The organism is Tunturibacter gelidoferens (assembly GCF_040358255.1).
Classification (GTDB): domain Bacteria; phylum Acidobacteriota; class Terriglobia; order Terriglobales; family Acidobacteriaceae; genus Edaphobacter; species Edaphobacter gelidiferens.
The window spans coordinates 5,414,456-5,435,126 of record NZ_CP132938.1 but is presented as its reverse complement, the minus strand read 5'-3'; the positions used below and the strand labels follow the sequence as shown (position 1 = coordinate 5,435,126).

The following is a 20,671-nucleotide window of genomic DNA, read 5'->3' as shown; positions in this document are numbered from 1 at the left end:
TGAAGCGGGCTGGACGGTACAATCAAGGAGTATGCCTGAGACACGAACGAGCGAAATCGGCGGGAAAACAGTGAATATTGATGAGAGTTCTTCTGCTGCGGAGGGGAATCAGCCGCAGCGGTACAGCCCGGCTGAGATCGAGCCGAAGTGGCAGGCCCGGTGGGATGCGGATCCGTCGCTGTATGCAGCCGAGGGGCACGATTCAGGGAAGCCAAAGTACTACTGCCTGGAGATGCTGCCGTACCCGAGCGGCGCGCTGCACATAGGGCATGTGCGGAACTATGCGATTGGGGATGCTCTGGCTCGGCATATGTGGATGCGCGGGTATAACGTGCTGCATCCGATGGGGTGGGATGCGTTTGGGCTGCCGGCGGAAAACGCGGCGTTGAAGAATGGAGTGCCGCCGCGGGAGTGGACGTTCGCGAATATTGCTGCGATGAAGAAGCAGTTCCAGCGCCTCGGGATGGGGTTCGACTGGTCGACTGAGGTGACGACTTGTTTGCCGGATTACTACAAGTGGAACCAGTGGTTCTTTTTGAAGATGTTCGAGAAGGGGCTCGCGTATCGGAAGAAGAGCAAGGTGAACTGGTGTCCGGATTGCCAGACGGTGCTGGCGAATGAGCAGGTGATTGGCGGGCGCTGCTGGAGGCATGAGGATACGGTCGTTGAGCTGCGGGATCTGACGCAGTGGTTTTTGCGGATTACGAAGTATGCGGATGAGTTGCTGGACGGGCTCGACAAGCTGGAGGGCTGGCCGGAGAAGGTCCGGACGATGCAGCGTAACTGGATCGGACGGAGCGAGGGGGCGCATGTAGATTTCGCTGTGGCGGATGGCGATGCGAAGATCACGGTGTTTACGACGCGGGTGGATACGATCTTTGGTGCGACGTCGGTGCAGCTTGCGCCAGAGCATGCGGTCTCGAAGGCGTTTGCGCTGGAGGATGATGCACTGCGGGTGCAGATTGAGGAGTTGCTGGATCAGCAACAGAAGGCTCGTGAGACCGATGCGCTGGGTGCGATTGAGAAGCACGGTGTGTTTACTGGGCGCTTCGCGGTGAATCCGTTCAACGGCGAGCGGGTGCCGATCTGGGTGGCGAACTACATTCTGGCGGACTATGGAACGGGTGCGATTATGAGCGTGCCGGCGCATGATGAAAGGGACTTCGAGTTTGCGCAGAAGTACGGGTTGGCAGTGCGCCGGGTAATTGCTCCTGTGGTTGATACAAAAGGCGCCGCGGGCGCTGATACAAATGATCCGGCGTTGCCCTATACCGGTGAAGATGAGGCCGTGCTGATCGATTCGGGGCAGTGGACTGGAGAGAACTGCCTTGAAGCGCAGGAGAAGATGGCTGCGTTTGCGAAGACAAAGGGGTTTGGTACTCCTACGGTTACATATCGGTTGAAGGACTGGGGAGTCAGCCGGCAGAGGTACTGGGGAACGCCGATTCCGATGGTGTACTGCGACAAGTGCTCGCCGGACGAGCCGTTGCCTGTGGCTGAGAACGAGTTGCCGATTGTGTTGCCGGAGCAGGTGGATATTACACAGACGAATGGCTCGCCGCTCGGGCGGATTGCCGAGTTTGTGAATGCGAAGTGCCCGAAGTGCGGGGGGGTGGCACGAAGAGAGACGGATACGATGGACACGTTCGTGGACTCGAGCTGGTACTTCTATCGGTACACGGATGCGAAGAATTCGGCCGCGCCGTTTGATTCGGATAAGGCGAACTATTGGTTTCCGATCGATCAGTACATCGGCGGAGTGGAGCATGCGATTCTGCATCTGATCTACTCGCGGTTCTGGACGAAGGTGATGCGGGATCTTGGGTTGGTCAAGAACGATGAGCCTGCGGAGCGGCTGTTTACGCAGGGGATGGTGATCAAAGACGGCGCGAAGATGTCGAAGTCGAGGGGCAACGTTGTGAGCCCGGATTTGATGATCGAGCGATATGGCTCAGACGCGACGAGAATGTATGCGCTGTTTGCGGCTCCGCCGGATCGTGATTTGGAGTGGCAGGAAGAGGGGGTTGCGGGGATCTCGCGGTTTTTGGGGAAGGTGTATCGGCTGACGACGAAGTTCTCGAGTGTTGCTCGTACGAATGGAGCTGCGACGAGGCCAAAGGATCAGGCGTTGTTGCGTCGTCTGCATCAGACGATTGCGAAGGTTACGCAGGACTTTGATGGACGATGGCACTTCAATACTTCGATCTCTTCAATCATGATTCTGGTGAACGAGATTACTGCGAACGAAGCCGCGATGGATGCGGGAGAGATCTCTCCGGCTGCGGTGTCTGAGGTGTTGCGTGGTCTGATTTTGCTGCTGGCTCCGTTTGCGCCGTTTTTTGTGGCGGAGATGTGGGAGGAACTTGGCGGCGAGGGCGTGGTGTTTCGCACGCAGTGGCCGGTGGTGAATGAAGAGCTTGCGCGGGAGGATGAGATTGAGATTCCGGTGCAGGTGAATGGCAAGCTGGTGAGTGTTGTGAAGGTGCCGGCGGGTAGCGATGATGCTGTTGTGAAGGCTGCTGCTTTGGCTGATCCCAAGGTGATCGCGCGGATTGAAGGCAAGACCTTAGTGAAGGTGATCGTGGTGCCGGGTAAGCTTGTGAATCTTGTGGTGAAGTAGTGGAGCAAATTCCGCAGGATGGGGTGGTGGTTGCGGCTGGGACGGTTCGGGGGACGCAGTCGTTTGTGCATACTCTTTCGGAGTGCTGGCGGCGGCCTTCGCTGACGGCGCTGGAGGTGTTGTGGCGGTGGGCGTATGGGATTCCGGCGCTGCTGCTGCTGCGGTATGAGGGGTTGAAGATTTTGCAGGCTACGCCGTTGGACTATGCGGCGCTGAAGAGTATGACGGTGGTGGATCCGCTGGGGTCGGCGCAGACGCTGGCGAAGGCGCTAGCGCTGTTGGTGCCGCAGGTACTTGGTGTGGCGATGTGGCTGGCGCCGTTGCTGGTGGTGGCGTGGGTGGTGGTGTCGTCGGTAGGACGAACGCTGGTGCTGAGGCGGGCGGATAAGCGGCTGGAGCGCCGCGTGGGGACGCTGATTGTGCTGCAGGCTGTGCGGGTGGTGGCGCTGCTCGGGAGTTTTGCGGTGTGGTTCTGGTGCATGGAGCGTGTGGCGGAGTGGACCGTGACCGGGCCGATTGCGTCGGGTGGAGAGCCTAATCTGGTGGGGTATTTTTCGCTGGTCATTGTGGCGACGCTGGGGCTGTTTACGCTGTGGGCGGTGGTGAGTTGGGCGCTGTCCGTGGCTCCGTTAGTTGCGATGCTGCGTGGGTTAGGTGTGAGAGGGAGTCTGGCGGCGGCGTTTAGGCTGGGGGCGTTGAAATCGAAGCTGGTAGAGATCAACCTTGTGATGGGGATTGTGAAGATCGCGTTGATTGTGCTGGCGATGGTGTTCTCGGCGACTCCGCTGCCGTTTGAGAGCGTGACGACGCCGGAGTTTTTGTTTTGGTGGTGGGCTGGGGTTACGGTCCTTTATTTTCTTGGATCTGACTTCTTCCATGTGGCGCGGCAGGTGGCTTATTTGCAGCTTTGGCGAGCTTACGAAGATTGAAAGGCTGTCCGGCCGGACGGGCCTCCTGCGCGGAGGGCGGTCACTTCGTGACGCGTGTACCTTCTTGTGGTTAGGGAACGATGCTGGTCCTCCCGTTGGTCGGCACGATCCAACCTGCGACCAACGGGAGCACCTCGCGAAGCTTTCACAAGTCACGAAGTGACCGCTGCCCGCGTAGGGCGCCCGTCCGGCAGGACAGCTTCTAAGAAGATTTTCCTCTCGACGGCACGCAGATTCTGCATCATACGGGAATCGGCTTACAGAGGGGAGGTTGAGTATGTCATTTGGGATCTATGCGATTGGCTATTTGATTCTGATTGCAGGTGTGGCTTATCTGGCTCACTTGATGCACATTCCTCAGCACTACATCGTCGCGATTGCGGTGATCATGCTGGGAATCGGGGTTGTGACGGGTGTGCAGACTACACGACATAAAGACCCCAGCTAGCGCGGCGGCCGCGGGCACGGGTACTAAAGTTTTTTCTTTTCGAGAGGGAGATACTGCATCCTATCTCTGCATGGGCCCCTCATTCCCGTTTGGAGAGAGATCATGTCCTCTGCCTTGTATGTCTTTGCCTATCTTCTGCTGATAGCCGGTGTCTCTTACCTGGCTTATCTGAGCCACATTCCGGAAGCCTACATTGTCGCAATGGCTGTGATCATGGTGGGCATCGGCGTGGTGAGTGGGATGGAGAGTGCGCGGTTGAGGAGCTCTCACTACAGAAGAGGGCCTGGCCTCTACTGAAAAAGCCTTCGTCTCAGAGAGACGGCGACGTCGCATTTACACTGGGTAGGTGGATACCTCAACGGTTGTTATTCTGGATTTTGGGTCGCAGTATACGCAGCTGATTGCGCGGCGTGTTCGTGAATTCAATGTATTTTCTATCGTATTGCCTTGTACGGCCCCGCTTGAACAGGTGAAGGCGCTGAACCCGAAGGGTGTGATTCTTTCAGGAGGGCCGTGCTCTGTCTATGACGCGGACGCGCCTAATGCTGATGAGGGTGTACTGGCGATGGGTGTGCCGGTGCTGGGGATCTGCTATGGGCTGCAGTTCATCGTTCATCATCTGGGAGGGAGGGTGGTGGGGGCCGCGGCGCGTGAGTACGGGCATGCCGAGGTGACGGTGGTGGCGGAGACGCCGCTGTTTCGCGGGTTGCCGGGGACGATGGATGTCTGGATGTCGCATGGGGACGAGGCGGAAGAGTTGCCGCTGGGGTTTCAGCTGACGGCGAAGACTGCGAATGCGGTGGCGGGGATCGCGGATGAGGCGAGAAGGATCTGGGCGGTGCAGTTTCATCCTGAGGTGGCGCATACGCGGCAGGGGATGGAGCTGCTGAAGAACTTTTGCCTGGATATCTGCGGGGCGGAGCAGGACTGGACGCCGGAACATTTTATTCAGTCGACCGTGGAGAGGGTTCGTGCGCAGGTGGGGACGGGTCATGCGATCTGTGGGTTGAGTGGTGGTGTGGATTCGAGCGTGGCTGCGGTGCTGGTGGCGCGGGCGATTGGGGACCGGCTGACCTGTATTTTTGTGAACAACGGAGTGCTGCGGAAGGATGAGTTTCTGAAGGTGCAGACGACGATGCGCGAGCAGTTGGGGCTGAATGTGGTCGCGGTGGATTCTTCACAGCGCTTTCTGGAGAAGCTTGCTGGAGTAACGGATCCGGAGAAGAAGCGAAAGGTGATTGGGAACGAGTTTATTGCCGTGTTCGATGATGAGGCGAAGAAGATCTTCGAGGCGCAGAAGGACAGTCAGCCGAGTGCGGGAGAGGAGATCGCGTGGTTGGTGCAGGGCACGCTGTATCCGGATGTGATTGAGTCGAGCAGCGTGCATGGGCCGAGTCATACGATCAAGAGTCACCACAATGTTGGAGGCCTGCCGGCGGATATGAAGCTGAAGCTGATTGAGCCGCTGCGCGATCTGTTCAAAGATGAGGTGCGGCGGATTGGGCGGGACCTGGGTATGCCTGAGGACATCATTGAACGGCAGCCGTTTCCGGGGCCGGGGCTTGCGGTGAGGATTCTTGGCGAGGTGACGGCGGAGCGCGTGGCTATTCTGCAGGAGGCCGATCAGATTGTGGTGGATGAGATTAAGAAGGCAGGGCTCTATCGGAAGGTTTGGCAGAGCTTTGCGGTGCTGCTGCCAGTGAAATCGGTGGGGGTGATGGGGGATCAGCGGACGTATGCGAATACCTGCGCGGTGAGGGCGGTGGAGAGCGAGGATGGGATGACGGCGGATTGGGCTCCGCTGCCGTATGAGGTGCTAAGGACGATCTCGAGCAGGATTGTGAGCGAGGTAAGAGGGATCAATCGGGTGGTGTATGACATTACGTCGAAGCCGCCGGGGACGATTGAGTGGGAGTAGTGCGCTTGTCCTGCCGGACGGCCCACTACGCGTGGGGCGGTCACTTCGTGACTTGTGTACCGGTCTTGGCTGGGCTAACTTTTAGGGCCTCCCGTTGGTCGGCACGGAATTTAGCTTGCGACCAACGGGAGCACCTCGCGAAGCTTTCACAAGTCACGAAGTGACCGCTGCCCGCGCAGGGCGCCCGTCCGGCAGGACTAGCCTACATAGGCTGCAGCGTCGGTGACATCGGTTCCGGAGTTCAGCTTCATTGCGCGGAAAATTACAGTCAGCAACGTGGAGACGGCTAGATTCAGCAGTAGGGCGGGCACGGCTGCGTACATGGGGTACGTGCTGCCGAAGAGGTGCAGCGGGTAGACCGAACTTTTCAGTCCTAACGCTACCGCCATGGCCGTGCCGCTGAACATGCCTGCCGCCCAGCCGATGAGGAGAGCCCAGGGATTGAACCAGCGGGTGAAGACACCTAGAACGACCGATGGGAAGAGCTGACCCATCCAGATTCCGCCGAGTAACTGCATCTCGATGGCGTAGGGAGCGGGGAGCTTGAGGACAAAGAGCAGTGCGCCGAACTTTACGACGAGCGAGACGATCTTGGCCATGCGGGACTCTTCTTCGGGGAGCATCTTTCGTCGCACCAGCGCTCCGTACAGATTGCGGGTGAAGAGATTGGAGGCGGCGATGGACATGATCGCTGCGGGGACGAGTGCTCCGATGGCGACGGCGGCGAGGCAGAAGCCGGCGAACCACTCGGGAAACATCTTGAGGAACAGAAGAGGTACGGCTTGATTTGGATCTTTGGTGACGACTCCGGCGGCTAGTGCGAGATAGCCGAGCAGGGCGATGAGTCCTAAGAGAAAACTGTAAGCGGGCAACATTGCGGCGTTGCGGCGCACTACGTTGGCGCTCTGCGCGCTGAGGACTGCGGTGGCTGTGTGCGGGTAGAGCATGAGCGCTATGGCAGAGCCGATGGCGAGGGTGGAGTAGCCGAGGAACTGGCCTTGTCTCAGGGAGATTGTCGCTGTTGGCATGTGGTGTGCCAGCTGTTGATTTGCGAGTTCGAAGACTCGTGCGTAACCGCCGAGTTTGTGGGGGATATAGATCAGGGCGGCAAGCACCATGACATAGAGCATGACGTCTTTTACGATGGCGATGACGGCCGGAGCGCGCAGACCACTGGAGTAAGTGTAGGCGGCGAGGATGACGAAGGCGGCTGCGAGGGGCCACTCACCGTGGATGCCCATGGCTCCGATGACGACGCGGATGCCGACCAGTTGGAGGGCGATGTACGGCATGAGAGCGAGGATGCCTGTGAGAGCGATGGCGATGGTCAGCCAGCGGTTTCCGTAGCGGCCACTGACAAAGTCGGCGAAGGTTATGTAACCGTGGCGGTGGCATACTGTCCAGAGGCGTGGCAGGACGAGCATCATGTAGGGATAGGCGATGACGGCGTAGGGGACTGCGAAGAATCCCATGGCGCCTGCACCGTAGAGTGCTGCCGGGACCGCGATGACGGTGTAGGCGGTGTAGAGGTCGCCGCCGATGAGGAACCAGGTGATCCAGGTGCCGAAGCTGCGGCCTGCGAGGCCCCACTCTTCGAGCGAGCCCATTCCTGCCTTCGGTCTTCGCCACCGTGCGGCCCAGAATCCGGCGAGCGTTACGAGCAAAAAGAAAAAGCAGAAGACTACCAGTGCGGTCGTATGCAGTTGCAATCGTTCACCCAGCTTTAGAGATTTGCCGCACTCACAGGTTAGCGCAACGGTGCAGGAAGAGGGATGTTTGCTGAGTTAGCTTCGTCCGTTGTCGCCCCACTCGTAGACGACTACGCCGAGGTCGTTGAGGGTTTTGATGACGGCCTCCAAGTTGCGGCGAACCTCGGGGCGCGCGCTGGCGGGGACCTGATGGGCTTCTTCGACGGCGACGACGCGACCATAGGGCCAGGAGTTTTCCGGGATGGCGTTGAGCGCGGTGGGCAGGTCGATGACGCGCACGTTCAGGTCGCGGCGGCGGGCGCCGATGGGCCGTAGCATTCCGCCTACGCCGAGACCGCTGGTGTTGCCGTCGGCGACGACCACGTGCAGTGTTGCCATGGCACCCTGCACGGTGAGGTAGGGATTTTCCCAGAGATTGAGGCTCTTGACGGCCATGTAGCGGGTCTTCGAAGGGGGCGGGATTAGCTCCATCTGCTGGCGCGCGAGGTTGGTCTCCTGCTGGTGTTCGGCGGCGAGGGCGTTCTGCTCTGCCACGTTGGGGATGGCAGGCTTTGAACAGCCGGCGAGGGCGAGAGGAAGCAGAAGAGCAGCGGGAAGGAGCGTGTCTCGCAGCAGCGAATAGTTCTCGGGCGGCGAGTGTCGGGACAGCGAATGTCGGAATATCGAGGGCACGAATATCAGCATATCAAGCGATGGCATCGATCAAAAGGCCAAAGTTTCCGGCAATTTTCGATGAAGACGAGTGGTTATCGTCCGGTCCATACTGCGGGACGTTTTTCCAGAAAGGCCTTTGTGCCCTCCTCTTTGTCGGCGGTTCCGCAGAGGCGGCCGAAGATCTTTGCTTCCATGTCGATGGCTTCTTCGAGGCTGATCTCGCTGCCATCGCGGACTGCTTCGAGGCATGCGGCGACGGCCAGGGGGGCCATGGCGACGATGGTGCGGGCGAGAGCTTCGGAGCGCTCCATCAACTTGTCTGCGGGCAGGACCTCGTCTACCAGGCCGATTCGCAGGGCCTCGGCGGCGTTGATCATCTCGCCGGTGAGCAGGAGTTTGAGCGCCATGGGCTGGCCGACGAGGCGTGGGAGCCGCTGGGTTCCGCCGTAGCCAGGGATGAGGCCGAGCTTGACTTCGGGCTGGCCGAGGCGCGCGGTCTCGCTGGCGAGGCGTATGGTGCAGGCCATGGCCAGCTCGCAGCCGCCGCCGAGGGCGAATCCGTTGATGCAGGCGATGACGGGCTTGCCGCAGGTCTCGATGAGGCGGAAGACAGCCTGACCGCGGCGGGCCTTGGCCTCTCCTGCGGCTGCGTCGGTGGCGGCGAGCTCTTTGATATCTGCGCCGGCCGCGAAGGCCTTTTCGCCTGCGCCGGTGAGGAGGATGACCAGGACGGCGGGGTCTGCGGCGAGTGTTGAAAATACGGCTTCCAGTTCGTTGAAGACCTGGGTGTTGAGGGCGTGGAGCACCTGGGGGCGGTTCAGCGTGACGCGCGCTACCTGATCCTTTATCTCGCACAGCAACGTCTCGTAGTTCACAGACCTCTCCTCTCGCGGGCGATGTGGCGTCGCACTCCAGACGATACAATCGAATCTATGATTAAGGGAATTACGCACGTCAGCGCGATTGCATCGGGGGCTGAGTTTGACCGTATTTCGAGCCTCTTTTCTGCCCTTGGCTTCGAACAGGGCAAGGGATGGCAGGATGCGGAGGGTCGCGGGTCCGCGTTTCTTGCGCCGATTGGCAATCTCGAGTTTGTTACGGGCAGGGAACCGGCGGTTCCAACTGTGCTGATCGAGGTCACGCAGCTGGATCACATTCGTGCGTTGGTGGAAAAGTGGTTGCTTGCGAGTTACCGCACGGAGGAGATTCCGGACATTCTTTCTGCCGCTGAGCTGACTCATTGGAACAGCAGGCTGTTTACGGTGCAGATTACTACCGAGCTGCGGATTGGGTTTTGGCAGTCGGAGAACCCGCTCCATGGCCAGCCTGAGGCTGTTGAGGGTGACCTGAGCGCTGCGAATATGCGGTTTGCGGTGGTGACGACGCGCTGGAATACGGTGATTACCGACCGGCTGCTACAGGGCTCTCTCGATGCGTTGCATCGTAGCGGCGCTGCACGGAAGGACATTGAGATTGTTCGTGTTCCCGGGGCGTGGGAGGTTCCGTCGGCCGCTCGCACGCTCGCGGAGTCGAAGAGGTTCGATGCGATCATCACGCTGGGATGTTTGCTTCGAGGGGAGACGGCGCACTACGAGGCTATCTACAACGAGGTGGCGCGGGGGATCGGCCAGTCGCAGCAGGAGACCGGTGTTCCGCATGCGTTTGGAGTGCTGACCTGCGAGACGCTGGAGCAGGCGCTTGACCGCGCGGGGCTGAAGGCGGGGAACAAGGGCTTCGAGGCGGCCAGCGCGGCGATTGAGATGGTGTCGATTCAGCGCAAGCTCGCGGCGCAGAACGGCCAGGTGAAGAAATAATGGGGACACGCCGCAAGTCGCGCGAACTCACGATGCAGATGTTGTTTCAGGGAGACCTGGGCAAACAGTCTCCCGCGGAGGTTCAGAAGCTTTTTTGGGCTTCGGTCGAAGATGTCGATGCCGAGACGCGTGGGTTTGCCGAGGATCTTTATCGCATTGCGACGACTCGCGATGAAGAGATCGACAAGCTGATTGAAGAGCATGCGCAGAACTGGCGGCTGGAGCGGATGCCGGTGGTAGATCGAAATCTGCTGCGGGCTTCGGTGGCGGAGATGCTGGGCTTTCCGAATACACCTGCTGCGATCATCATCAACGAGACGCTGGAGATTGGACGGCGATATGCTGCGCCGGAGTCGATTCACTTTCTTAATGGCGTTCTGGATGCGATTGCGCGGGATCTGCTGAAGAAGCGGTTGGCGTAGGGCGGTTGTCCTGCCGGACGGGCCCGCTGCGCGCGGGGCGGTCACTTCGTGACGTGTATACCGGTCTTGGCTCGACTAATCTTTAGATCCTCCCGCTGGTCGGCACGGAATTTAGCCTGCGACCAGCGGGAGCACCTCGCGAAGCTTTCACAAGTCACGAAGTGACCGCTGTCCGCGCAGGGCGCTCGTCCGGCAGGACCGATTCTAGGATGTGGCCTTACGTGGCTTCTGTACCAGCAGATTAGGAGCGACGATGTTCCCGTTCACGTCGGGTAGTTTCGGCGCGATAGGGGTTGTTGTGTCCTTGTAGGTGCCGTCGGTTTGTTTGGTGATGAGGTGGACGGCGTTGTCTCCCGAGGTGCCTACGAAGAAGGTCAGGTTGTCTGCACTCACCACGCCGGCGACCGGTGCGACGGGGGTTCCCAGCGCAGTCGACAGGGGGATGCTGCCCAGAGTTCCGGCACCGGTGGCTTGTGGCGTGTAGGTCGGCACAACCGCTCCGCTGCCCTGATAGGTCACGAAGGCGATCTTCGAGTCCGAGGTTGGGAAGACGCCGGTGATTGCTGAGGCCGTTACACCGGGGAGCGCACCTGTGAATGCGGTGGTGGTGGGGAACTTCTGCGCGGGGGTATCGGCGGCCGGGCATTGGCCAACGGGAAGGCCTGGTGCAGCGGCAGTACTACCGCTGGCTGGGGTTCCGATTGCGAGATCAGTCAAGGTCGGTGTTGGGGTGACGGTTGCTCCCAAAACGTGGAGGCCGTCGTTGGTGGTGGCAATTCGATCGGTCTGCGGCCCGAGCACTCCGGCATCCGGATAAAAGAGGTTGGTCGTGGTGGAAGAGGTTGTCGGAGGGACGCCTATTGTGGTGGTCACGGGGCAATAGGAGCGGGCTGTGGTCGGATTGCCGCCAAAGAAGGCTCCAACGCTTGGCACACCGATGGCCACGTCAGTGGTCGGTTGAGACGACGTCGTCGGATACCAGCCTGTGAAGGCGGAGTGAACCAGCAATGTATTGTTCGGAGTCGTGACGCCGGTCGAAGAGTTGTAATCGCCGAGAGTGATGTAGACGGTCGTACTGTCTGGCGAGAAGACGGCGTGGGTGCCAACGCCGCCGTACTGCGTCAGAATGCTGCCCTTGGTGCTGTAGAGGTAGACAAACTGGCGGATTGGATCGGTGAGGACCAGCGTTGTGCCATCGGGCGAGACTGCGAGCACGATGCCGGGTACGGTCGTGTCCTGGGCGCTGATGCTGTTAGACGTCGCGCTGAAGGTCATGAGCTCAAAGGAGCTTCCCATGTAGATGGTGGATCCGTCGTTGCTGATGACCATGGAGTTGGGCTGATAGGGCAGGCGAACCGGGCTGCCTAGCTGAGTCTGAGTGAAGTCCACGGGCACGAGATAAAACGAGTTTGTGCTCGCGATATACAGATTGGTGCTATTGGTGCCGGGGGCTGTAACGAGCACGGGATTCGAGGTGATTGCTTTTCCGTTGCCGAAGAGGCCAATCTGGTTGAACGGGGACGGGTTGCAGGTGGGTGGTTGGCAGACCGCGGTGATGGCAGCGGCGCCGGGAAAGATCGGGGTGACCGAGGCCGCTGAAGCGGCGGGTATGGTGGTCGGAGTTGTAGATTCGAAGTTGAGAGTCAACCCGGTGAGGACTGTCTGGTTCTTATCCACTGCCACGTAGTTGATTGGTTGAACATTGTTGGGATTTACGGTCACGCTGGTTGAGTTGCTTGTGCCGTTGGTGGCGGTGAGGTTGATCGACACTGGCGGGCAGGTGGAGAAGAAGCCAGCAGAGCTTCCGGCGTTTGAGATGTTTGCGGTGATGACGGTCGATCCTGGCTGCTGCGCGGTGGCGACACCGTTCTGGTCGATGGTCACGATGGAAGCAATCTGCGGGGCGTAGGAGAGATGACCGACCTGGCAGCTGATATTCGCGCCGTTTCCGGCCAATACTCTGGCTGCTAGCTGGCTGGTCACGGACTGAGAGACACAACCTGTTGCGGCGACTGCGTTCACTGTGGGTGTGACCGGGACGGTGCAGCACCCATTGCCATTGGTGGTTTGCGCGCAGGTCGTGGTCTGGGTAACGAAGGCCGCAGGGCTGCAATTGGTTGCCGGATCGTTGACGCAGTCGGTCGATAGCGCCCCGAGGGTCACGTTGGTAACGACGGGATGGACGAAGATCGGGAGTGGGTTGCTGCTGACGCCGCCACCGTTTGCTACGACGTAGACTGTGCCGGATTTGTTGGTGGGGTTGCAGGTGGTGAAGTCGGCGATGCCGCCGCCGGTGTTCCTGTTCCAAGTGCCTGCGCAGAGACGACCGGTTGTCGGCTGGACATCGGCGATGGTCATGTCCGGCTGGCCATTGGGCAGGAAGGTGGCATAGGTGTAGCTGGACACGGTCACGGCTGTGCCCTTGCAGTCGATGGCGGTCGGTGTGGTGACCTGCCCAATCTGAGCAAAGTTCAGCGATACGCCGAAGATCTTGGGTTGTAGCGCGATGTTCGACACCTGACCTACGGCAGGTCCGGTGTCTCCGCCGTTGCAGAAGACTGTGGCTGTTTTCTTGGAACAACCCGAGATAGAGACACCGAAAGGAATCGTGAAAAGCAGAAGAAAGACTAACGTGGCAAACCGACGCATTGAACCTCCCCGTCCAACCAGAACTCAAGCTGAACGGTCACACCGCAACCGCTGAATAGCTGAACCCATAGTGTAAAAGCTGCACAGACCGGAAGCAAATCTTCCGGGCATATTAGTGTTCGAACGTTGGTTGGACGATCCAACCAATCATTCGCATCGTGAGAAGATCGCTCCCTTTCGTGAAAAATCGCCGACGGGGCGAGACCTGAAGGCTTATCTCTATTTCGCGGGCATCTCTGTCTCGAACCAGTTGAGAGCCCGCTCGAGAACATCTCTGCGATGCGCGGGGTCGTGGAACGCATGCCCCTCGTTCGGGTATATCACCAACTGCGTCTTTACGCCTTCGGCGCGGAGAGCATGCCAGAACTCAAAGCTCTGCGGAGCGGGGCACTCGCCGTCGCGATCGCCGACGACGACCAGGGTTGGAGTCTTTACTTTCTTGATGTATTCGATTGCGGAGCTCTTGGCGTAGACGTCGGCATCGTCGTAGACGGTCTTGCCGAAGAATGGCACCATCCACTGGTCGATGGAGTTTTCGCCGTAGTAGCTCTTCCAGTCGCTGATGCCTGCTCCGGCGACCGCGGCCTTGAAGCGCGTTGTCTGGGTGACTCCGAACATAGTCATGAAGCCGCCGTAGCTCCAGCCGGTGAGGCCTTCACGGTTCTTGTCGATGGGGAACCGTTTTTCGAGGACGTCCATGCCGGCGAGGATGTCGTGGAGATCGCCGTAGCCGAAGTCCTTGATGTTGGCCTGGGTGAACTTCTCGCCTTGTCCGTAGCTGCCGCGCGGGTTGGGCATGAAGACGAAGTATCCGAGTGCGGAAAATGGAACACCGCCGTAACCGACGCCGGGCCAGCGCGGGGTGACGGCGGCGGAGGGGCCGCCGTGGACGCTGACCAGGAGGGGATATTTTTTTGTGGGGTCATAGTTGGCGGGGTAGAGGAGCCATCCCTGGACCTTGAAGCCGTCATTGGTCCATTCGATGTTCTCAGTCTTGCCCCATGAGGGCTTGAGGCCGTCGTTAAGGTGGGTGATCTGCTTGAGGTCGTGGAGGGAACCGGCCCATACCTCGGGGGCGCGGTCGAAGGAGCTGCGAATCAGCGCGATGGTGTGCTCGTGGGAGAGGGAGACGCTCATTGCCAGGCCGCCGGCACCGATGGTTTCTGGGAAGGTGACGCTGGCCTGCGGGATGTCTCTGCCAGTGGCGAGATCGAGGGCGGTGAGGTGGCTGTTGCCGCCTACGTGTTCGGCGAGGGCGATGAGTTCGGGGCCAGCCCAGCCGAAGTAGGCGATGGATGCGGCGCGGCCTGGGGTGAGGTCCTTCGGTTCGCCTCCGGCGGAGGGGATCAGGTAGAGATCGCCGCCGGTGGATCCCTGGTCGCTCATGATGCCGCCGATGAAGGCGATCTGTGTGCCGTTTGGGGACCAGCGGGGGACGGCGATCTGTAGGTTGTGGAGAGGACCTGAGACACTCCTTGGATCAAGGACCATCCGCGCTTGGTAATAACACCGGTTTTCAATATAAACGCAGGCATTTGCGCTTTTTGAGCCCGCAGCTTCTCCATGAAGGATCTGATCCACCTTTGTTGCGAAGAGCTTTGCCACCCACCAGTTGTTTTCGCCAAGTGCGCTCGCGGCAACGAAAGCAATCTGCTTCGAATCGGGTGACCAGGCAAATTCATATGTATGTTGATCCGGTGTAGCCGGAATAAGCCATGCACCTTTTCCGGCCGAGATGTCGACTCCGTACACTCCTTGAATTTCCAACGAATCTTCGCCGATGACGCCCGACCATGGCTTCATGGCGGCTAGAGCACCTGCGCTGCGTGTGGCATTTTCGACGAAGAGGAAAGCGATCGACTTTCCGTCTGGTGACCAGGCGAGGGAGTCCAGTCCGCCTTTGAGGTGCGTGAGTTGCTTGGATTCGCCTGAGGTTTTCGACCAGAGAAAGACCTGTTCTTGTCCCGGCTGATCAGTCTTTGCGGTGCAGTCGGAGATGAAGGCGAGGGCTTCTCCGTCAGGCGACCACTTCGGATCGGAGCTGCTGCAGTTGGTCGCTCCTGAGCCGGTGGTGACGATCTTTTCCTTGGCGGCATCAGGATTCGCAACGTCTGACAATTGAATCTGACTGCCTTCGTGGGTCCGGACCGACCAGGCTACGGTGGTTCCGTCGGGCGAGATGGCTACGGAGGTGGGGTTTTTAGTCTGGCCAAGCGTCTCAATGAGCGAACCAATCCGGGGATCTTTGGGGATTGAGGAGGTCTTGTCGGCCTCTGCTCTCGCTGCGATGGTGGTTCCAAATGTCGATAGAACGGTAAAGGCGATGAAACCAAAAGAGAGCGAGCACCTGCGAAGATCTACCAAAGCCATGCGAAAAGCCTAGCATGGAGGGGGTGGCCTCTTTGTCATAGAGGCGGCGACCGCATCCCGGCTTGTGCAATCTCCGATTTTTGATGGGAAAATCGACGAAAAGTTTGACGTTTTGCGGTCGAATTGCTATTGTAAGAAGGTTCCGCGAGTATCCGGACCGTGTCGTAGGGGAAGCTCGACGCACGGATGGGTGGAGAAAAACCCACGTGATCTTAGGTTCGCCTCCTGTCGCAAGACGGGTTGAGAACGATTGCGTTATACTGGATACAAGAGATTCACCGCAGGACATTCCCGATCTGTGTTTCGCTAGATTCATTGGATCTGAATGTCGTTCGTCTGCGGCCTATCGCAATCGTGCCTGCGACACCCTCCACCCTGGATGGGCTATGCGGGCCGGGACAGCGAAACGGAGTCGGCTCATCCTTGAAATTGAGGGAAAGACGCTCGACCACCGTCGACTGTTTACGTCTGGTTTGTTGTACCGGTTTACAGACGCAGCAGGGAAGATCTTCGTCAGAGACGCTTCAGCGTTCTCACTTTTTTGCGTGTACGGCGTATGTACTGCAAGAGGCGGAGTTCAATCCTACCTGCGCGTCTCACATAAGTTTGGTTGTAATGTTTCGCGCGCATTAACAAGGAGTTCTAGTGCCTACGTTCCATCAGCTCGTCAAGCAGGGCCGCACGCCCACTCGTTATAAGACCGCCAGCCCCGCGCTTCAGGGTTCGCCCCAGCGCCGTGGCGTCTGCACCCGCGTTTACACCCAGACCCCGAAGAAGCCGAATTCGGCTCTCCGCAAGGTTGCGCGTGTTCGCCTCACCAACGGTATTGAGGTTACGACCTATATCCCGGGCATCGGTCACAATCTGCAGGAGCACTCGATTGTGCTGATCCGCGGCGGCCGTGTAAAGGATCTGCCGGGCGTTCGGTACCACGTGGTTCGCGGCACGCTCGACTCGGTCGGCGTGGCCAACCGGAAGCAAAGCCGCTCGAAGTACGGCGCGAAACGTCCGAAGGCTGCTGCCGCGAAGTAGTTTGCGGTTAAAGTAGTTTGGAGTTTTTAGATCAACCCCGGCTGGCCAGATGGATTTGGCAGGCTGCATAAATCAGGTTCAGGGCTTGAGAGTTCTACGGTCCTGAAGGAAGACGAGAAGAGAGCAATGCCGAGAAAAGGTTACATCGCTAAGCGTGAAGTTGCTGCAGACCCGGTCTATAACTCGACCCTGGTCACGAAGTTTGTCAACTCGATGATGTGGGGTGGCAAGAAGTCAACCGCGCAGGGCATCTTCTACACCGCCATGACCAACCTTGAGCAGAAGGGTGGCGACGAAGCCCTCAAGCTGTTCAAGAAGGCGATCGAGAACTGCAAGCCGCTTCTCGAGGTCAAGAGCCGCCGTGTTGGTGGTGCGAACTACCAGGTTCCGATCGAAGTTCTGCCGGAGCGTCGTACTTCGCTCGCGATCCGCTGGCTGGTGACTTACGGTCGGGCACGCGGCGAGAAGGGCATGGTTGAGAAGCTGACTGCTGAGCTGCTCGATGCGGCTAACGGCCGTGGCGCCGCAATGAAGAAGAAGGAAGACGTTCACCGTATGGCCGAAGCCAATAAGGCTTTCGCACACTACCGCTGGTAATTCGCTTCTCCAGCAGCGTCATTTTTGGATTTTAGGTTGAACGCAGTTATTACCGCGAGCAGATGCTCGCAGATGAGAGATAGATCGTGGCACGCACTACACCTCTGAATCGTTGCCGGAACATCGGAATCATGGCGCACATCGACGCCGGCAAGACGACGACGACCGAGCGCATTCTCTTCTATACGGGCATCACGCACCGTATCGGAGAAGTGCACGAGGGAACTGCGACCATGGACTGGATGGAGCAGGAGCAGGAGCGCGGCATTACGATTACCTCCGCTGCGACGACCTGCACCTGGAAGAATATCCGGATCAACATCATCGACACCCCGGGCCACGTGGACTTCACGGCTGAGGTGGAGCGTTCGCTGCGCGTCCTTGACGGTGCGGTCGCCTGCTTTGACGCGGTTGCCGGTGTGCAGCCACAGTCTGAGACTGTGTGGCGTCAGGCTGACAAGTACAAGGTTCCCCGGATCTGCTTCATCAACAAGATGGACAAGGCCGGCGCGGACGCCGTCTATGCGACCTCGACGATTGTTGATCGTTTGGGCGCGCGCGCAGTGCCGATCAATATTCAGATTGGTGCCGAGGCGAAGTTTCTTGGTGTCGTCGATCTCGTTACGATGAAGGCTATTTACTGGCACGATGAGACCATGGGCGCCGAGTATTCGGTGGAAGAGATTCCCGCCGATCTGCTCGAGAAGGCTAAGGCTGCACGAGCTTCGCTGATCGAAGCTGTCTCTGATTCTGACGACGAGATCATGCATCTCTATCTTGAGGGGCAGGAGCCCAGCGAGGCTCAGCTCAAGGCCGGCATTCGTAAGGCGACCATCGCGATGAACATCTTTCCGGTGCTCTGCGGTTCGTCCTTCAAGAACAAGGGTGTTCAGACGCTGCTTGATGCAGTTGTCGACTACCTGCCCAGCCCGCTCGATATTCCTCCCATGATCGGCCACAACCCCGACAACATGGAAGAAGAGGTTATCCGCAAGGCTGATGATGCCGAGCCGTTTTCGGCACTTGGCTTCAAGATCATGACGGATCCGTTTGTTGGTCAGCTCATCTTCATCCGTGTCTACTCGGGTCAGTTGAAGACTGGCGACTCGGTGCTGAATCCGCGTACTGGCAAGACGGAGCGTATTGGCCGCCTGCTGAAGATGCACGCCAACAAGCGTGAAGAGATTACCGAGATCCTCGCAGGCGATATCTGCGCTGCGGTTGGTCTGAAGAATCTCGTCACGGGCGATACCATCTGCACGGACAAGCATCCTATTGTGCTTGAGTCGATCGACTTCCCGGCGCCGGTTATCGAGGTGGCTGTAGAGCCGAAGACCAAGGCCGACCAGGAGAAGATGGGTATGGCTCTTGCCAAGCTGGCGCAGGAAGATCCTACCTTCCGCGTTCGCACCGATATTGACTCGGGCCAGACCATCATCGCCGGCATGGGCGAGTTGCACCTTGAGATCATCGTCGACCGCATGATGCGTGAGTACAAGGTCGAAGCCAACGTTGGTAAGCCCCAGGTGAACTACCGCGAGACCATCCGTGCGAACTCCGATGCTGAAGGTAAGTACATCCGTCAGACCGGCGGTTCGGGTAACTACGGTCATTGCAAGATCCGTATCTCGCCCAACGAGCCGGGTAAGGGTTATGAGTTCACCAACGATACGAAGGGTGGCGCTATTCCGAAGGAGTACGTCAAGCCGATCGATCAGGGAATTCAGGACGCGATGCAGCGTGGCATTCTGGCTGGCTACGAGATGGTGGACGTCAAGGTTTCTCTCTACGACGGCAGCTATCACGATGTCGACTCGAACGAAATGGCGTTCAAGATCGCCGGATCGATGGCCTTCAAGGAAGCTGCCCGCAAGGCCAAGCCAGTCCTGCTGGAGCCGGTGATGTCTGTCGAAGTGACTGTTCCTGAGGAGTACATGGGCACGATCATCGGCGATCTCAATAGCCGTCGCGGTCGTATCGAAGGTATGGAGATGGTCGGTGGCACGCAGGCGATCAAGGCCACGGTTCCGCTGAGCACGATGTTTGGTTATGCCACTCACATGCGGTCATCCACGCAGGGTCGCGCGAACTACTCGATGCAGTTCAAGCAGTACGAAGAAGCGCCTCGCTCGGTCTCGGAAGAGATCATTGCCAAGGTGCAGGGCAAAGAAGCAAACGCAAAGTAATCGCGAGGCGTTAGTCTTCGCAGGACTTTAGAAGTCAACGAAACACAGGAAACACGGAGAGCAGTCATGGGCAAGGAAAAGTTTGACCGGTCAAAGCCGCACGTAAACATCGGGACGATCGGGCACATCGATCATGGCAAGACGACGCTGACGGCGGCGATTACGAAGGTGTTGTCCAAGCACAACCCGAACAACAAATTTCGTTCGTTCGACACGATTGATAATGCTCCTGAGGAGCGCGAGCGTGGTATCACGATTGCGACCTCGCACGTCGAGTACGAGACCCCGAACCGGCACTATGCGCACGTCGACTGCCCGGGTCACGCGGACTACATCAAGAACATGATCACGGGAGCGGCGCAGATGGACGGCGCGATCCTGGTGGTGGCTGCGACCGACGGCCCGATGCCCCAGACCAAGGAGCACGTGCTGCTGGCGCGTCAGGTTGGCGTTCCCTTCATCGTTGTCTTCCTGAACAAGTGCGATGCGGTTGAGGACGAAGAGCTGATCGAGCTGGTGGAGATGGAAGTTCGCGAGCTGTTGTCGAAGTATGACTACCCTGGCGACGACACTCCGATCATTCGCGGTTCTGCCTTGGGCGCGCTCAACGGCGAAGCCCAGTGGGAGGCCAAGATCGACGAGCTGATGGCGGCGGTGGACAAGTACATTCCGCAGCCTGAGCGTGCGGTCGACCAGCCGTTCCTGATGCCGATCGAAGACATCTTCTCGATCTCGGGCCGTGGCACCGTGGTGACGGGCCGTATCGAGCGCGGCAAGGTGAAGGTTGGCGAGGCCTGCGAGATCGTCGGCTTCCGCGAGACCCGCCAGACGGTCTGCACCGGCGTCGAGATGTTCAAGAAGCAGCTGGACGAGGGTCTGGCTGGTGATAATGCGGGTCTTCTGCTGCGCGGTATTGCGAAGGAAGATGTGGAGCGCGGGATGGTTTTGGCCAAGCCCGGTTCGATCAAGCCCCACACCGACTTCAAGGGCGAGGTCTACGTGTTGTCGAAGGAAGAGGGCGGACGTCACACTCCGTTCTTCAACGGCTACCGTCCCCAGTTCTACTTCCGCACGACCGACGTGACGGGTTCGGCGAAGCTGCCTGCGGGCACCGAGATGTGCATGCCCGGCGACAACATCCAGCTGGAGATCACGCTGCATACGCCAGTCGCGATGGAGAAGGGTCTGCGCTTCGCCATCCGCGAAGGCGGACGCACCGTCGGAGCCGGCACCATCAGCGAGATCATCAAGTAAAGAAAGTGCACCACAGAGAAGTTTTTTGGTTGTTGCTGTTTTGAAAATCGAGGGCTGCCGGTTCGTGCA

Annotated in this window: 16 protein-coding genes; 11 read left to right on the top strand and 5 right to left on the bottom strand. The window is 59.0% G+C overall.

Annotated elements, in window-relative coordinates; all coding sequences use genetic code 11:
- Nucleotides 1–31 precede the first annotated feature (31 nt).
- The 5 genes from leuS to guaA all read left to right on the top strand — a co-directional run bounded on the left by leuS (nt 32) and on the right by guaA (nt 5,915).
- Complete coding sequence (gene leuS, locus RBB81_RS23365; RefSeq protein ID WP_353072316.1) at nt 32–2,620, top strand: leucine--tRNA ligase; 2,589 nt, start codon at nt 32–34, stop codon at nt 2,618–2,620.
- Entirely contained in the window at nt 2,620–3,549 is a 930-nt protein-coding gene (locus RBB81_RS23360) for a hypothetical protein (protein ID WP_348641643.1), read from the top strand. The genes leuS and RBB81_RS23360 overlap by 1 nt, the downstream gene beginning before the upstream one ends.
- Before the next feature lie 277 nt (nt 3,550–3,826).
- A complete protein-coding gene (locus RBB81_RS23355; protein WP_179585662.1) occupies nt 3,827–3,997 on the top strand; it encodes a hypothetical protein in 171 nt (56 codons plus the stop codon).
- 102 nt (nt 3,998–4,099) lie between these two features.
- The gene (locus tag RBB81_RS23350) at nt 4,100–4,294 is read left to right on the top strand and encodes a hypothetical protein (protein WP_179585660.1); all 195 of its coding nucleotides are present in this window, start codon (nt 4,100–4,102) and stop codon (nt 4,292–4,294) included.
- A 49-nt stretch (nt 4,295–4,343) separates the two neighbouring features.
- A complete protein-coding gene (gene guaA / locus RBB81_RS23345; RefSeq protein WP_353072315.1) occupies nt 4,344–5,915 on the top strand; it encodes a glutamine-hydrolyzing GMP synthase in 1,572 nt (523 codons plus the stop codon).
- Nucleotides 5,916–6,112: 197 nt separating this feature from the next.
- Here the strand turns inward: guaA and mctP are convergent, their stop codons facing one another.
- The 3 genes from mctP to RBB81_RS23330 all read right to left on the bottom strand — a co-directional run bounded on the left by mctP (nt 6,113) and on the right by RBB81_RS23330 (nt 9,153).
- Nucleotides 6,113–7,579: a monocarboxylate uptake permease MctP gene (mctP, locus tag RBB81_RS23340; protein WP_423248096.1), complete on the bottom strand. Its 1,467-nt coding sequence runs from the start codon at nt 7,577–7,579 to the stop codon at nt 6,113–6,115.
- A gap of 120 nt (nt 7,580–7,699) precedes the next feature.
- Nucleotides 7,700–8,296 (bottom strand): hypothetical protein, encoded by a 597-nt coding sequence (locus RBB81_RS23335; RefSeq protein ID WP_353072314.1) that lies wholly within the window; start codon nt 8,294–8,296, stop codon nt 7,700–7,702.
- A 74-nt stretch (nt 8,297–8,370) separates the two neighbouring features.
- Nucleotides 8,371–9,153 (bottom strand): enoyl-CoA hydratase/isomerase family protein, encoded by a 783-nt coding sequence (locus RBB81_RS23330; RefSeq protein WP_353072313.1) that lies wholly within the window; start codon nt 9,151–9,153, stop codon nt 8,371–8,373.
- Between the two features lie 57 nt (nt 9,154–9,210).
- On the opposite strand from RBB81_RS23330, the gene ribH reads away from it, so the two are divergent.
- Both ribH and nusB read left to right on the top strand, forming a co-directional pair.
- The gene (gene ribH, locus RBB81_RS23325; RefSeq protein ID WP_353072312.1) at nt 9,211–10,092 is read left to right on the top strand and encodes a 6,7-dimethyl-8-ribityllumazine synthase; all 882 of its coding nucleotides are present in this window, start codon (nt 9,211–9,213) and stop codon (nt 10,090–10,092) included.
- The gene (nusB, locus tag RBB81_RS23320) at nt 10,092–10,514 is read left to right on the top strand and encodes a transcription antitermination factor NusB (RefSeq protein ID WP_353072311.1); all 423 of its coding nucleotides are present in this window, start codon (nt 10,092–10,094) and stop codon (nt 10,512–10,514) included. Before ribH ends, nusB begins: the two co-directional genes overlap by 1 nt.
- A gap of 204 nt (nt 10,515–10,718) precedes the next feature.
- Here nusB and RBB81_RS23315 read toward each other — a convergent pair whose 3' ends face one another.
- Together RBB81_RS23315 and RBB81_RS23310 are read right to left on the bottom strand one after the other, a co-directional pair.
- Nucleotides 10,719–13,163 (bottom strand): hypothetical protein, encoded by a 2,445-nt coding sequence (locus RBB81_RS23315; protein WP_183791908.1) that lies wholly within the window; start codon nt 13,161–13,163, stop codon nt 10,719–10,721.
- A 219-nt stretch (nt 13,164–13,382) separates the two neighbouring features.
- Entirely contained in the window at nt 13,383–15,533 is a 2,151-nt protein-coding gene (locus tag RBB81_RS23310; protein WP_353072310.1) for a S9 family peptidase, read from the bottom strand.
- Nucleotides 15,534–16,178: 645 nt separating this feature from the next.
- On the opposite strand from RBB81_RS23310, the gene rpsL reads away from it, so the two are divergent.
- The 4 genes from rpsL to tuf all read left to right on the top strand — a co-directional run bounded on the left by rpsL (nt 16,179) and on the right by tuf (nt 20,602).
- Nucleotides 16,179–16,565: a 30S ribosomal protein S12 gene (gene rpsL, locus RBB81_RS23305; RefSeq protein WP_123489299.1), complete on the top strand. Its 387-nt coding sequence runs from the start codon at nt 16,179–16,181 to the stop codon at nt 16,563–16,565.
- A gap of 126 nt (nt 16,566–16,691) precedes the next feature.
- Nucleotides 16,692–17,162, top strand: coding sequence for a 30S ribosomal protein S7 (gene rpsG, locus RBB81_RS23300; RefSeq protein WP_158943903.1), 471 nt, complete (start codon nt 16,692–16,694; stop codon nt 17,160–17,162).
- 86 nt (nt 17,163–17,248) lie between these two features.
- Entirely contained in the window at nt 17,249–19,348 is a 2,100-nt protein-coding gene (gene fusA, locus RBB81_RS23295) for an elongation factor G (protein WP_179585646.1), read from the top strand.
- 66 nt (nt 19,349–19,414) lie between these two features.
- Nucleotides 19,415–20,602 carry an elongation factor Tu gene (tuf, locus tag RBB81_RS23290; protein WP_179636944.1) on the top strand — a complete coding sequence of 396 codons (1,188 nt, stop codon included), beginning with the start codon at nt 19,415–19,417 and terminating at the stop codon, nt 20,600–20,602.
- Nucleotides 20,603–20,671: the final 69 nt, after the last annotated feature.